10 protein-coding genes are annotated in these 13962 nt (G+C 47.8%); all 10 read right to left on the bottom strand.

The window, feature by feature from the left end; all coding sequences use genetic code 11:
• Positions 1–61: 61 nt before the first annotated feature.
• Positions 62–3280: a carbamoyl-phosphate synthase large subunit gene (carB, locus tag BN3656_RS08280; protein ID WP_066546431.1), complete on the bottom strand. Its 3219-nt coding sequence runs from the start codon at positions 3278–3280 to the stop codon at positions 62–64.
• Complete coding sequence (locus BN3656_RS08275; RefSeq protein WP_066546429.1) at positions 3280–4353, bottom strand: carbamoyl phosphate synthase small subunit; 1074 nt, start codon at positions 4351–4353, stop codon at positions 3280–3282. The genes carB and BN3656_RS08275 overlap by 1 nt, the downstream gene beginning before the upstream one ends.
• A gap of 256 nt (positions 4354–4609) precedes the next feature.
• On the bottom strand, positions 4610–5080 hold the full coding sequence (locus BN3656_RS08270; RefSeq protein WP_066546427.1) for a PTS glucose transporter subunit IIA: 471 nt from the start codon (positions 5078–5080) through the stop codon (positions 4610–4612).
• Between the two features lie 147 nt (positions 5081–5227).
• Entirely contained in the window at positions 5228–6478 is a 1251-nt protein-coding gene (locus BN3656_RS08265; protein ID WP_066546424.1) for a peptidoglycan-binding protein, read from the bottom strand.
• Positions 6479–6577: 99 nt separating this feature from the next.
• On the bottom strand, positions 6578–7156 hold the full coding sequence (locus BN3656_RS08260; RefSeq protein ID WP_066546414.1) for a 5-formyltetrahydrofolate cyclo-ligase: 579 nt from the start codon (positions 7154–7156) through the stop codon (positions 6578–6580).
• A gap of 129 nt (positions 7157–7285) precedes the next feature.
• Positions 7286–9301, bottom strand: coding sequence for a heparinase II/III family protein (locus BN3656_RS08255; protein WP_066546412.1), 2016 nt, complete (start codon positions 9299–9301; stop codon positions 7286–7288).
• A 40-nt stretch (positions 9302–9341) separates the two neighbouring features.
• Positions 9342–10523 (bottom strand): glycoside hydrolase family 88 protein, encoded by a 1182-nt coding sequence (locus BN3656_RS08250; RefSeq protein ID WP_066546410.1) that lies wholly within the window; start codon positions 10521–10523, stop codon positions 9342–9344.
• 42 nt (positions 10524–10565) lie between these two features.
• Positions 10566–11402 carry a carbohydrate ABC transporter permease gene (locus tag BN3656_RS08245; RefSeq protein WP_066546408.1) on the bottom strand — a complete coding sequence of 279 codons (837 nt, stop codon included), beginning with the start codon at positions 11400–11402 and terminating at the stop codon, positions 10566–10568.
• 15 nt (positions 11403–11417) lie between these two features.
• Positions 11418–12491, bottom strand: a complete 1074-nt coding sequence (locus BN3656_RS08240) for a sugar ABC transporter permease (RefSeq protein WP_066550637.1) — start codon at positions 12489–12491, stop codon at positions 11418–11420.
• 83 nt (positions 12492–12574) lie between these two features.
• Positions 12575–13927: a sugar ABC transporter substrate-binding protein gene (locus tag BN3656_RS08235; RefSeq protein WP_066546406.1), complete on the bottom strand. Its 1353-nt coding sequence runs from the start codon at positions 13925–13927 to the stop codon at positions 12575–12577.
• Positions 13928–13962: the final 35 nt, after the last annotated feature.

The raw sequence follows: 13962 nt of genomic DNA, 5'->3' as shown, positions 1-13962 counted from the left end.
ACAAAAGGATGCTGCAAAACAAAACTTATATGTTCTATTTCTGCAGCATCCTTTGAAAATTTTAAGCGTTCTTCACTGTTGCAATATCAATCAGTGTCAGATCCTTGGCCCGGTTCTCCAGACTGGTCACAAGTGCTCTTGCCGTATCCAGGGCAGTCAGGACATTTACGCCTGTCTCAATGGCATTGCGGCGGATGATAAAGCCGTCATGGCTGCGCTCTGCTCCCTGAGCCGGGATATCCACGATCAGGTCGATCTGATGGCCCAGTACAAGATCCAGGATGTTCGGAGATTCCTGCTCCAGCTTGCGGATCTCATATGCCTTTACTCCGTGGGCATTTAAGGTGCGGGCGGTGCCTCTGGTAGCGAAAATCTGATATCCCACTGCAATAAAGCGGCGTGCGATCTCTACAGCCTCTTCCTGCTCGCTCTCACGGATAGTCATGATCATCTTCTTATACTTAGGCAGGCGGATTCCTGCACCCTCAAATGCCTTATACAGAGCCTCGTTAAAGGTCTTTGCAATACCGAGGCACTCTCCGGTGGACTTCATCTCAGGTCCCAGGCTGATATCTGCGCCCCGGATCTTCTCAAAGGAGAATACAGGCATCTTGATGGCGATATAATCGGCTGCAGGCTGCAGGCCCGGCGTATAGCCCAGTTCTCTAATGGTATGTCCGCAGATGATCTGGGTTGCCAGAGGAACAATGGGGATACCTGTTACCTTACTGATATAAGGCACCGTACGGGAGGAACGTGGATTTACCTCGATGATATATACATCCTCGCCGTCTACAATAAACTGGATATTGATCATTCCCTTTACATGAAGGGCTCTTGCCAGCTTGGCTGTGTAGTCCACAATGGTTTCCACATTTTTCTCTGTAATATCCTGTGCCGGGTAAACAGAGATACTGTCGCCGGAATGGATACCGGTACGCTCGATATGCTGCATGATGCCGGGGATCAGGATGTCTGTACCGTCACAGATAGCGTCTACCTCAATCTCCTTACCCATGATATATTTGTCTACCAGGATCGGATGCTCCTGAGCAATCTGGTTGATGATGCCGATAAATTCATCAATATCCTCATCATTGATGGCAATCTGCATTCCCTGTCCGCCAAGCACATAGGAGGGACGGACCAGAACTGGATACCCCAGCTTATGAGCAGCCTCTTTTGCCTCCTCGGCAGTAAATACCGTATGGCCAGCAGGTCTCGGGATACCGCACTGCTCCAGGATGGCGTCAAAGCGTTCTCTATCCTCAGCCGCATCTACATCCTCAGCCGCTGTTCCAAGGATCGGAACGCCCATTTTCATCAGGGCTTCTGTGAGCTTGATGGCTGTCTGTCCGCCAAACTGAACCACTGCTCCGTCTGGCTTTTCGATATCAACAATGCTCTCCACATCTTCCGGTGTCAGAGGCTCAAAATACAGCTTATCCGCAATATCAAAGTCCGTACTTACGGTTTCAGGGTTATTGTTGATGATGATGGTCTCATAGCCTTCTTTGCTGAACGCCCAGGTGCTGTGTACGGAACAGAAGTCGAACTCGATTCCCTGTCCGATACGGATGGGACCAGAGCCTAAAACGAGAACCTTTTTTCTGCCCTCTGTTCTCTCTGCCTCATTGAAGCTTCCAAAGCAGGAATAGTAGTATGGAGTTTCTGCGGCAAACTCTGCGGCACAGGTATCTACCATCTTATAGGCAGCACGGATATTATTGTCATAGCGCAGCTTCTTGACAGCGCTCTGCTCCATCTTTGTTAGTCTGGCAATCACATTGTCAGGATACTCAATGCGCTTTGCCTCAGCAAGCAGCTCAGGAGTCAGCTCCTTCTTTCCTTCTCCTACTGCCTGAAGCTCCTTCTCCATCTCTACCAGGATCGCCAGCTTGTCAATAAACCAGAAGTCAATGCGGGTGATCTCATGGATCAGGCCGTATGGGAAGCCACGGCGCAGCGCCTCGGCAATTCGCCAGATCCGCATATCATCCACTTTATAGAGGTCATTTACCAGCTCCGTATAGGAAAGCTCTGTAAAATCATAGGACAGAAGGCAGTCTACATGCTGCTCCAGGGAGCGGATGGCCTTCATCAGGGCGCCCTCAAAGTTGGTGCAGATACTCATAACCTCGCCCGTTGCCTTCATCTGGGTTCCCAGAGCACGCTTAGCGCTGATAAACTTATCAAATGGAAGTCTCGGCATCTTTACTACGCAGTAGTCCAGCATAGGTTCAAAGCTTGCGTAGGTTTTCTTTGTAACGGCATTTTTGATCTCATCCAGAGTATAACCCAGAGCTATCTTTGCAGCCACCTTTGCGATGGGATATCCGGTCGCCTTGGAAGCCAGGGCAGAAGAACGGCTCACACGGGGATTTACCTCGATGACGCAGTATTCAAAGCTGTCGGGATTTAAGGCATACTGTACATTACAGCCGCCGGTGATCCCCAGCTCGCTGATGATGTTTAAAGCAGAGGTACGAAGCATCTGGTACTCCTTATCTCCCAGTGTCTGGGAAGGAGCCACAACGATACTGTCTCCGGTGTGTACGCCTACCGGGTCAATGTTTTCCATGTTGCAGACAGTAATCACATTTCCGGCTCCGTCGCGCATAACCTCATACTCGATTTCCTTCCAGCCTGCGATGCAGCGCTCTACCAGCACCTGTCCCACGCGGGAAAGGCGGAGGCCGTTTTCAAGGATTTCCGCACATTGCTCCGGATTGTGGGCAATACCGCCGCCGGATCCGCCCAGGGTATAAGCCGGACGAAGCACTACCGGATAGCCGATCTTTGCTGCGATCTCAAGACCTGTCTTTACATCCTCCACGATATCAGAAGGAGCCACCGGCTCACCGATCTTTTCCATGGTTTCCTTAAACATCTCACGGTCCTCGGCCTTTTTGATGGTCAGGGCTGTAGTTCCGATCAGGCGCACATTGTGCTCTTTAAGGAAGCCTGCGTCTTCCAGCTCCATGGCAAGATTTAAGCCTGCCTGGCCACCCAGAGTAGGAAGAATACTATCCGGCTGCTCCTTTAAGATTAACTGCTCTACCACCTCTACAGTCAGGGGTTCAATATATACCCGGTCTGCAATATCCTTATCTGTCATAATAGTCGCGGGATTGGAGTTTAAGAGCACAACCTCAATGCCCTCTTCTTTTAAAGAGCGGCAGGCCTGTGTGCCTGCGTAGTCAAATTCAGCCGCCTGGCCGATTACGATAGGGCCGGAGCCCAGCACCAGAACTTTTTTGATCTCAGGATTCTTTGGCATCAGTCATTTACCTCCATCATTTTCAGGAAACGGTCGAACAGGTATCCGGAATCCAGGGGGCCTGGGCAGGCCTCCGGATGGTACTGCACGGTGAAAATGTTCTTTCCTGTGTATTTTAAGCCTTCGTTTGTTCCGTCATTGACATTGATAAATGCAGGTTCTGCGATTTCAGGGGAAATAGTTGCATTATCAACCGCATAGCCGTGATTCTGGGAAGAAATGTAAACTCGTCCTGTCTCCAAATCCTTCACCGGATGGTTTCCGCCTCTGTGGCCGTATTTTAATTTATAGGTGTCCATGCCGTTTGCAAGGGCCATGAGCTGATGTCCCAGACAGATGGCAAAAATCGGCACATTGGAGTCATAAAGTTTCTTTACTTCCTTAATAATAGCCGTATTTTCCTTTGGATCGCCGGGGCCGTTGGAAAGCATGATGCCATCCGGGTTTGCTGCCAGCACCTCCTCTGCCGGTGTGTCCGCCGGGTAAACCGTTACCTCACAGCCTCTCTCATTTAAGGAACGGGCAATATTTTTCTTTGCTCCAAAATCCATGAGAGCCACTTTTTTTCCGGTTCCGGGAAGAACGTATTTTTCCTTTGTGGTAGTCTTTAAAACAACACCTTCTACGGAGTAATTTCTGATCCGCTTTAAAACCTCAGAGTGGTCTGTATACTCTTTAGTCGTGATCATGCCGTTCATGGTTCCTTTTTCTCTCAAAAGCTTTGTAAGTGCTCTTGTATCAATGCCGCTGATACCTGGGATATCCTGCTCCTTTAAGAAATTCTGAATGGTGTCTTCGCTGCGGAAGTTACTTGGGATCCTGGATAATTCCCGGACAATGTAAGCGTCCGGCCATGCTCTCTCTGATTCCATGTCTTCACGGCAGATTCCGTAGTTTCCAATAAGTGGATAGGTCATAACTACTGCCTGGCCTGCGTAAGACGGGTCAGTGAGCACTTCCAGATAACCGGTCATAGAAGTGTTGAACACGATCTCACTGATCACTTCACGCTCTGCTCCAATGCTGGTGCCGGTGAACACAGTGCCGTCTTCCAATATAAGGTATGCTTTCATATGGGGGTACCTGTCCTTTCTTATGTGTGTTTGTTGGGGATTGGAAATGTGTTAAGCATCTCCAGGGACCGTATTTCTGCGTCAGCCCAAATTGTAAAGATTATACTTTATTTCATTTTATTTTTCAATGGCTTGGAATCCTAAATTTTTTTGTGGTAATCTAATCTTTTTTTGCATGAAACTTGCTTGTACAGATCAAGGCAGAAAAACAGGGCAGAACGCACTGTTTTAACGTCTCTGCCCTGTTTTGGATTTCTTATGAAAATTTCAGAATATTCTCCTCAGCCTTTGCAACGATTCCATCCTTTTTGTTCATAGTAAATGCGGCTCCGCTTGGGAAGATCACCGGAGTCACCAGAGATTTGCCCTTTGCCTTTACTGCCTCTAAATCTACCACTACCAGAGTCTGGCCCTGCTTTACCTTGGCGCCCTGCTCTACCTTTACGTCAAAGCCCTCGCCGTTTAACTCTACTGTATCCATACCGATATGGATCAGGCACTCTACCCCGTCCTTTCTTCTGAGGCCATATGCATGACCGGTTGGAAAAGCTGCCGTTACCTCTGCGTCAAATGGTGCAACTACCTCGCCCTCTGTCAACTCAATGGCAAAGCCGTCTCCCATCATCTTGGAAGAAAATGCCGGATCTGCCACTGCTGTGATATCCATCAGTGTTCCTCCTGCCGGTGATACAAACTCCGATTTCTTTTTTCCAAATAAAAATCCCATATTGCTCCCTTTCCTGATCTCCTGCTCCAACGGATGCAGCGCACCCTGCAGGAATCATTTCCCTTTATTCGTTCCTTAACAGTATAACTCATTTTGGGAGGAATGGGTAGTTAATTTTTCCTAAACTATTCACATGCTCAACTGCCCCTACACCAGCTCCGCCATCCTTGTAATCCCTACATAGATATGGGATATCCGGTACCAGGTGGCAAAATCCACCACTCCCGTCTGGGGAAGGCCGAAAATGCTCTGAAATTCCCGCACCGCAGCCGCTGTGCGCGGGCCGTAGATGCCGTCGGGCGCTACTCTGGGGATCGCTGTATAAACAGTTGCTATGACGTCCAGCTGTTCCTGAAGCTGGCGCACCTTAGGGCCGGAGCTTCCCTGGCTTAAATCAGAGCCGGGCCATGAGGCAGGAATGCCTGAGATCTGCTCGGCAGTATTGATATAAATAGAATCACCATAGAAATAGCGTAAGATCTCTATGGGACTGTAGCCCTGCTTTCCCAGGTCACAGGATCCCCATTGCGTCATCCAGCCTTCACAGCTGACCTGCCTTCCGTCGCAGTACTGGGTCAGAATCGGCTGACGGACGCCGGGACGGGACAGATAGGCGTCAAAAATTTCATCCACTACCTGAGAAATGCTCTGGAAAATATTTCTGCCGTAAATCCATTTATGGTCAAAGGCTGTAGATGAGGTGATGGTAAAATCATAGCCCTGATTTCTGTACCACTCGGTGTACACACGATTTAGGGTAAAGGACATAATCGCCAGTACATTAGCGGTAATGGAGCTTTCCGGCCAGGTAGAGTAAATTTCACTGCAGGCTACATTTTTAATATAGTCCCGATAGGGAACGTAATAGTTTTTAGCGGTAGAGTCCGTGGGAACGCCATCATGAACCACTATGGTCTGGGGAATTACCACACGGCTTAATACGATTTCTCCGCTTTCATTGACCGGTTTGACCTCATCCTCCGCAATCTTGGGCGGATAATTACCGTAAAGGGTATGATCCGGAATCACTACAGGATCTTCGGGAGGCTGCTCCTGCGCCAAGGGTGTCATAGCCGCAGGCTGGATCGCATTGGAATCTGCTAAAATCTCTGTGCCGGAAATCGCCAGAGGCTCAAATCCCTCTGCGCGGACGATGAGATCGTACTCTGAATAGGGCTGGATGATTCCTGGATTCAGGCTGTATTCCACCGGAGGCGCAGGAAGGGAGAGCTGTTCTGTCTGTCCGGAGGAATTGGTGCTTACTTCCTCCATCACCCGATCCGGCTCTCCCTTTGTGCTGATACTTATGGTTGCATTTTTAATTGGAAAGTTGTTCTGAATATTGACTACATTGACCTGTAAGAAACCTCTGGAATTTGTTTCCTGAGCTTTTACCATTTGAAACCTCAAAAAATCCTTGCTTACTTACAATATAAGCAAATTTTTCCTGATTATGACTGCAAATAAGAAAAACCGCTCTGTTTTTCTGTCCTGTCCTCATTTCAACTCCAAGATTCCTTCTTCCCAGATGACGGCATCCATTAAAAGATCATGGGCTTCCCAGGGGATTTCCGCCTCCATCAGACGCCCTCTGCAAAGCACGGCCCAGGGGCCGGGAACGGATCGCAGAAACCTATCGTAAAAACCGCCTCCATATCCCAGACGCCGGCCGTCCTCAGAGCAGGTCAGACACGGAACAAGTGCCAGCGAAATTTCTTCCGGCTCTATGATCTCGGCAGCTTTCTCCGGCTCCTCAATGCCATAGCTTCCGGGATACAATTCGCCAAGAGAACGGATCTGCCGTGCCTCCATGATCCCCTTTGAAATGCATTTTGGCACAGCCACCCGCTTTCCCTGATCCAAAGCAGCCTGAATCAGCGGTTTGGTATGAATCTCCCCGGCAGTTCCCACAAAGCAGAATATCGTTTCTGCCTTTTGAAAATATTTCCAGTTTAAAATCCATTCCCGGATACGCTTATCTGCCCAAAGGCAGTACTCCGGATCCAGATGAGCGTTTTTTTCTCTGATCTGTTTGCGCAGAATCTGTTTTTTGGTATTTATCTTCTGAGTTTCCATTGGCTGAAACCCCTTTTTATTTTTACGTGAATGTATGCCGGAAGCCCCCGCGTTATAACAGGATCTCCTTTATCCATTTATTTAGTTATTATATGGAAGAAATCCAGATGTGTCAATTCATCCGCCTTTTTAGTAACAAAGAACCGTTCCCCCCACGCTTCCCTCTGCTTTATCAAAGACAATTACATTTCCATATCCCATGCAGCCCGCTGCCTCCGTAAGATCTGTGGGGGAATTAACCTCCTGATGGCAGAGGATGACTACAAGCGTTCTGCTTCCGTCAACAATCTCCACAGCCTCAGCCATAGACGGCGGATAGGTGATTCCCTTAAGAACAGACGTTACCGGAACCAGGGATGCGTGAAGCTGTCTTTCCTTTCCCTTCTTTCCGCCTCCGATTACAGTAATCATGGACTGAAAGCCCTGTCCTTTCTTTTGCAGACAGAGGCGGTCTCTGGTTTCATACCGGTTATAATGGCGAGCGATCTTTCCCTGCTTCATTTCTCCTTCGCAGTCCGGGCTGATAAAGAGAAGCTTTACCTGTGCCTTTTCTCCTGTGAAGCAGGCACAGCCATTTTCATAAACTGCCTTTCCTGTCTCACTGAAATTCCAGAACTGCTCAAAGGTATGTTTTCCCTGTCCATAGAGCTCGTCTGCTATCACAAAAAGGCCGTCTTTTAAAGAAATCACTTTGCGGTTTACAAATACGCCCTTGTGCATATATCCCAGATTTCCGCCCTGAACCAGGCTGTATCCGTTTTTCTGCTTATACTGCTGCTTGACCGGCTGAGAAAGCTTAGAGCATTCCCAGGAATCCTTACACTGTGTAAAAAATTCGCCATCTACCGTAACTGTATTGTGCGCATCCGGATCTTTAAATTCAAATCTTCCCCGATCCATCACATAGGTATAACGGCCGGAATCGGTCAGGATATCCTCGCCTCCCAGAATAAGATCCACATGAAGCTTATCAGAATGTCCATGGCCTGCTCCCATGGTTCCGCAGTGAAAATGGAGCAGATCTCCGTCCTCATTCCAGGAACTCCGGATATAATAATTTCCGCTGTCCTCCAAAGCCGCTGATACAAAATCCGGTTTCCGGCATTCCATACGGCTGTATTCCGCTGCGCCGTTCACCCCTACATCCCAGAGACTTTCAAAATCCAGCTCCTTAAAACCTCCGAATTTCAGTACCGGATCTTTTAACAGGTAGGCTGCAATACTCATATAATCTCTTAAATCCATATCATCACTGTCACCCATGATGATCTGGCGGTGATCCGGCCTCATCCATGCCAGATTTGCATAAGCCATCCTTCTTACGGCGTCGCAGATCCGTTCTGAAACAGCAATCCCATTCCGTTTTGCCAAAAGGAGCACATCCTCATAGCAGTGAAAAACCTCGTTGTGATACATAGGAGATTGCTCCCACTGTACGCCGTCGTCAAAAATCTGCATTGCTGCCTCTGTTTCCAGACGTTCCAATGCAATAGAGGTAAAACGATCCCTTGTTTCCTGATCCGGCATCTGGATTCCGATCTCAAACAGGCCGTGGTTTTCCATCACTCCCCAGTTACTGATATAGCGGTAGGGCGAATGCATCTGTATAATATACTCCCCGTGCTCCCTGAGACAGCATTCAATCTTTTCCGCCCTTTCATCCGTCATTAAAGGACTGTCTTTAAAATACCGCAGCGCCTTAACCCAGTTTTCGCCCCGGATCCCCACCTCTAAAATCCGCCATGTAGTCTGCTCTGTTTCCGATGTGCGCTTTACATGGTCAATGAAATCCATAAGGAGACGGAAAAAATGATGCTCATATTTTGAGTCTCCTGTAAGCCAGTACGCCTGTCCCAGACAGATCAGAAAACGGTGCCTGTTAAACTGAAAGGTAAATTCCGGGTCATTTCCCGGGCGGTACTCCCAATCAATGGGGCGATCCTCCGGAAATGTCACTGGCTCCCAGGTACGCTCTAAGTCATGATCCAGATCAAACAGAAAATAATTCCTGCAGACCTCATCTGCCACCCGTATAATATGGGCGCAGTCCTCCGGATATCTTTCCCGGCAGACTGCAGCTGTTTTTTCAGGATCATCAAAGAAAAAGTATTCATTTCCTCTCTCAAAAAGTTTCTTTGCTGTCATCCTTATTCCTTTCCGGCCGTTTCATGCCGTATATGATATTTTACCAGTATACGTTCCAGTCCTTATACATCCTTGTCAGCGCTTCCATATAGAAGTAATCACCCCACAGGTTGCACTCATCCACTCCATAGTGGTTACAGGTATTGTAAGGCGAGTGATTAGAATAGGTGCTGTGAAGCACTAGGCCGTTGGAGCTGTCAAAATCCTTTACTGCATACTTTTCCGTTAAGGACTTCATAAATCTGGCTGCCAGAGAGCGGCACAGAGCGCCCTTTTCCGGCTCTACATACTTTGCCATTTCAAGCAGGCCGCAGGCTGCAATCGAAGCAGAGGAGGAATCTCTTGGCTGGTCATCCCCATCACCAAATTCCAGATCCCAAAAGGGAACCAGATCCTCAGGAAGATGCTCCAGATAGTAATTCGTCACGCCCTCAAAAACGGGTATATAGCTCTCCCTTTTCGTATATTTATAGCCAATAGCCGTCCCGTAGATCCCCCATGCCTGCCCTCTGGCCCAGGCGGATCCGTCCCGGTATCCCTGACAGGTAGCGCCGTGATCCGGCTCTCCTGTTTCACGGTTAAAGAAAAACGTATGCCAGGTAGAAAAATCCGGACGGATTACATTGGAAAGGGCCGTATGGATGTGACGCTCCGCAATCTCCTTATATCTGGGATCTCCCGTTTCCTGAGAAGCCCAGTAAAGAAGCGGCAGATTTAAAAGGCAGTCAATGATCAGCCTGTAATTATCCGGAGCATCAAGAGGCCCCCATGCCTGAATAAACTGGCCCTTTTCGTGAAAGCGTGTAATCAGCTCCTCAGCTGCTTTCAAAGCGGCTTCCCGTCCCACTCTGCTTCCCGTAAGCTTGTAGCCTGCCACGCAGGAAGGGGAATACATAAAGCCCAGATCATGTGTTTCCACATCCTGTTTTTCATTGATCCGCTTTAAAAAGCTCGCCATCTGGAGCTCGCCCGCCTTTTTTAAAGCCTCATTGCCCGTATGTTCATAGGCAAGCCATATTTCCCCGGTCCAAAATCCCGGCGTCCAGTCCACATTTTCAGTAGGCGCATAAAAACCGTTTTCGCTGTACGCCTTCTGGAAATGGTCTGTAAACTGATCCAGATTTCTTATTACCTGACTGCAGGCCGCATCCAGAGCCCGGCCTGCCTCTTCTTTTGTAAGCTCCGGCATTTTTTCCAGAGCATCCCATGATATCCAGCTCATAATCTGTTTCCTTCCTGCTTTATGCATTATTTTAATCCCGTATCATCCCTTTACGCCGGAAGCTGCTACGCCCTCAACAAAATATTTCTGCAGAGACAGGAATACTATCAGCACAGGGATCAGACTCAGCACAGAAGCAGCCATGATCAGACCGTATTCAGAACCAAACTGGCTGATAAACATACGCAGTCCCAGCTGCAGGGTCTTTTTTGACTCTGTCGTCAGATAGATCAATGGTCCCAGGAAATCATTCCATGTATTTACAAAGGTAAAGATCGTCAGGGTTGACAGAGCAGGCTTTGCAAGTGGAAGCATCACCCGGTACCAGATCCGATACTCGCTCATGCCGTCAATTCTGGCTGCCTCGCAAAGTTCTGTGGGAATCCCTTCATAAAACTGCTTCATCATAAATACGCCAAAGGCGGAAAATGCCTGCAGACAGATAATTGCCAGATGCGTATCTGCCAGTCCCATGGAACGCATCATCATAAACTGCGGAACCATGTAAACCTGCCAGGGAACAGCGATAGTTGCAATATACGCCAGAAATAAAACGTGCTTTCCCTTAAAATTCAGCTTTGAAAAGGCATATGCCGCAAAGCTACTTGTAAGAAGCTGTAAAAAGGTTACGATCAGCGTCAGCTTCACCGTATTAAGCACAAATTTAAGCAGCGGGATCCTGGTCCAGATATCTACATAATTCTGCCATCTGGGATTAGTTGGAATCCACTGGATCGGGAAAATAAATACGTCCTTATCCAGCTTAAAGGAAGCTGAAAGCATCCAGGCAAAAGGTACCAGCATCAGAAATGCCAGAACAATAAGCACAATATAGAGAGCCGCCCTCATCATCCTTGTTTTTGTATTTTTTATCTTCATTTGAGGCCTCCTCCTTTAATTTGCATATTTCTTTTCCCCACGGAACTGTACCAGGGTAATAGCAAGAACAATAAGGAACAGTACCATGGCTACAGCGCTTGCGTAACCCAGATTCCAGTTGCGGAAGGCTTCCTCGTAAATGTGGTATACCAGGACAATGGCAGACTCATTTAATACGCCCGTGCTTCCTCCTGCCAGCATATATACAATGTCATATACTTTAAAGCAGTTGATGGTAAGGATAATGGTAACAAAAAAGGTGGTCGGCTGAAGCTGGGGCCAGGTGATATAGCGGAATCTCTGCCATGTATTGGCTCCATCCAAGCTGCATGCTTCGTAAAGCTCTCCGTTGATCCCCTGTAAGCCTGCCAGATAGATCACCATGTAGTATCCCATATTTTTCCATACAGAGAACAGGATTACGGTGAACATAACCCAGTCCTTGTCTGCAGACCATTTTGGCAGCTCCTTCGCCGCAACGCCCAGATTATAAAGGATCATATTTACAGGACCGCTTTTGGCAGGGGAAAACAGCATATTCCACACAGCTGCTACTGCAACCAGAGAAGCTACATAGGGGAAAAAGCTTACCGTACGGAAGAAGTTGCGTCCTTTTACCTTCTGATTTAAAAGAACTGCCAGCCCAAGGGCTACTGCCAGAGTAAAGGGAACCGTAGCCACGCAGTATACAACTGTATTTTTAAGGGAAGCAAGGAAACGCTTGTTTCCCACCATCTGCATAAAATTGTCCAGGCCCACAAAATCCATCGGGTTATTGCCATCCCATTTGAAAAATGCCAGTATAAAAGCAAACAGCACAGGGCCCAGAGTAAAAACGGCAAAGCCGATAAAGTTAGGAGCGATAAAGGAGTACGCGATCAAATCCCGCTTTGTCTGACGGCTGAACCGCTCTCCTGTCTTTGCCTGACGTATTTTATCACGGATCTGATCCGCCTTTTTTGCCAGCTTTACCTTTTTTTTCATATCCGTTTCTTCATCTGCCTGCTTCAAAAGAGCTGCAAGCCGCGGCTCCAGAATATCCAGTTTTTCCCTGACCCTTGCAGGATCAACGGCTTTTGTCTTTCCCATATTCATCTACCTTTCTTTAAATGAGGCAGGCGGTAAATCCCGTCTGCCTCGTTTTCAGCTCTGTCTGTCCGTATATGTTTTTCTTATTCACCCAGAACTGCAGCTACACGTTCATTCATATCTGCAATTCCTTCTTCTACGGTCATGTTGCCTGCCATGATATTGTCATGAGCCTCATTTAATACAGTTTCTACCTCAGGGCTCTTTACATCAACCGGCATCTCCAGATACAGGTTCACTGTTTCAAGAGCAGCCTTACTGTTTTCATCTTCCGGGAACCCTTCTGTGGATGCGATCGTATTCATGGTTTCCTCTGTCATAATCGCCGGGAAGTTTCCGGTAGAAGCTAAAACTGCCGCTCCCTCTTCACCGCAGACAAACTTCATGAAATCCCATGCAGCTTCCTTATTCGGTGCGCTTGTAGGAATGCTTAAAGAAGTGATCTGGGCAGCGGTAGAACCTGCCTCTACGCCTTCCGGATGAGGGTACTTTACAATACCCCAGTTTGCACAGTCTATATACTCGCCGGATTTTACCTTATCAATCAGAGTAGAGATAAACCAGGTACCCATATTCATCATACCTACATTACCCTGGGAGAATGCGCCTGAATAATGAAGATTTGAGGTCTTTAAGGTTGCATAATCCTGACATACGCCATTTTCCTGCTCGTCTAAAATAATATCATAGTATGGCTTTAAATAATCATAATTGCCGTCCAGGATCGTGTGCTCTCCGTCAATCATGCCAAACATCTGAACCGTACTTCTCCAAACATGATAGTGAGATCCATATACCTCCTGTCCCGGCTCTGTATTTGTAAGCTTCTTTGCAATCTCATCATACTGCTCCAGGGTCATATCATTGGTGGGATACTCTACCCCTGCATTGTCAAATACATCCTTGTTGTAATATACAACCCAAAAATCACTCTTAAATGGCAGCTCATACATCTTTCCGTCTACTTTTACCTGATCGGTCAACCCCTTGTAGCCGCTGAGATCCACGCCATCCTTTTCAATATAAGGATCCAGAGGCTCTAACACTCCCTTATTTACCAGAGCCATATATCCCGGTACATCCTTAATGGAAACCACATCGAAATCTGCTCCGTTTCCGGTCAGCTGTGTCGTAAGAACCGTACTGTAATCAGAGCTTCCCAGATCTACCAGTTCTACCGTCACATCCGGGTGCGCCTTTTCATAGGCTTCTACCAGAGCTTTGTAGTATACGGTCAGGTCTTTATCCCACATAGCCCATTTTAAATGTGTTTTTCCGTCTGCTGCCGCCTCTGTCTCCTCTGCCTTTGCTGCGGTTGTATCCGCTGCTGCCTCTGTCTCCTTGTTCTCTGTCTTTGCTGCTCCGCCCCCGCAGGCTGTAAGGCTACCCGCCATGGAAACTGCCAACGCTAAACTTACAATACGTTTTTTCATCATCTTCTCCTCCTTGATCCATCATATTTTTTGTTTAT

The sequence above is a fragment of the Clostridium sp. AT4 genome, assembly GCF_001517625.2.
Classification (GTDB): Bacteria; Bacillota; Clostridia; order Lachnospirales; family Lachnospiraceae; genus Enterocloster.
Note: the sequence above shows the minus strand (reverse complement) of the source record. Positions and strands in the feature narration are given on the sequence as shown.

Coding starts and splice junctions, on each gene's coding strand:
- carB (WP_066546431.1), bottom strand. CDS start 3,280: ATGCCAAAGAATCCTGAGATCAAAAAAGTTCTGGTGCTGGGCTCCGGC.
- BN3656_RS08265 (WP_066546424.1), bottom strand. CDS start 6,478: ATGGTAAAAGCTCAGGAAACAAATTCCAGAGGTTTCTTACAGGTCAAT.
- BN3656_RS08245 (WP_066546408.1), bottom strand. CDS start 11,402: ATGAAGATAAAAAATACAAAAACAAGGATGATGAGGGCGGCTCTCTAT.
- BN3656_RS08260 (WP_066546414.1), bottom strand. CDS start 7,156: ATGGAAACTCAGAAGATAAATACCAAAAAACAGATTCTGCGCAAACAG.
- BN3656_RS08240 (WP_066550637.1), bottom strand. CDS start 12,491: ATGGGAAAGACAAAAGCCGTTGATCCTGCAAGGGTCAGGGAAAAACTG.
- BN3656_RS08235 (WP_066546406.1), bottom strand. CDS start 13,927: ATGATGAAAAAACGTATTGTAAGTTTAGCGTTGGCAGTTTCCATGGCG.
- BN3656_RS08275 (WP_066546429.1), bottom strand. CDS start 4,353: ATGAAAGCATACCTTATATTGGAAGACGGCACTGTGTTCACCGGCACC.
- BN3656_RS08270 (WP_066546427.1), bottom strand. CDS start 5,080: ATGGGATTTTTATTTGGAAAAAAGAAATCGGAGTTTGTATCACCGGCA.
- BN3656_RS08255 (WP_066546412.1), bottom strand. CDS start 9,301: ATGACAGCAAAGAAACTTTTTGAGAGAGGAAATGAATACTTTTTCTTT.
- BN3656_RS08250 (WP_066546410.1), bottom strand. CDS start 10,523: ATGAGCTGGATATCATGGGATGCTCTGGAAAAAATGCCGGAGCTTACA.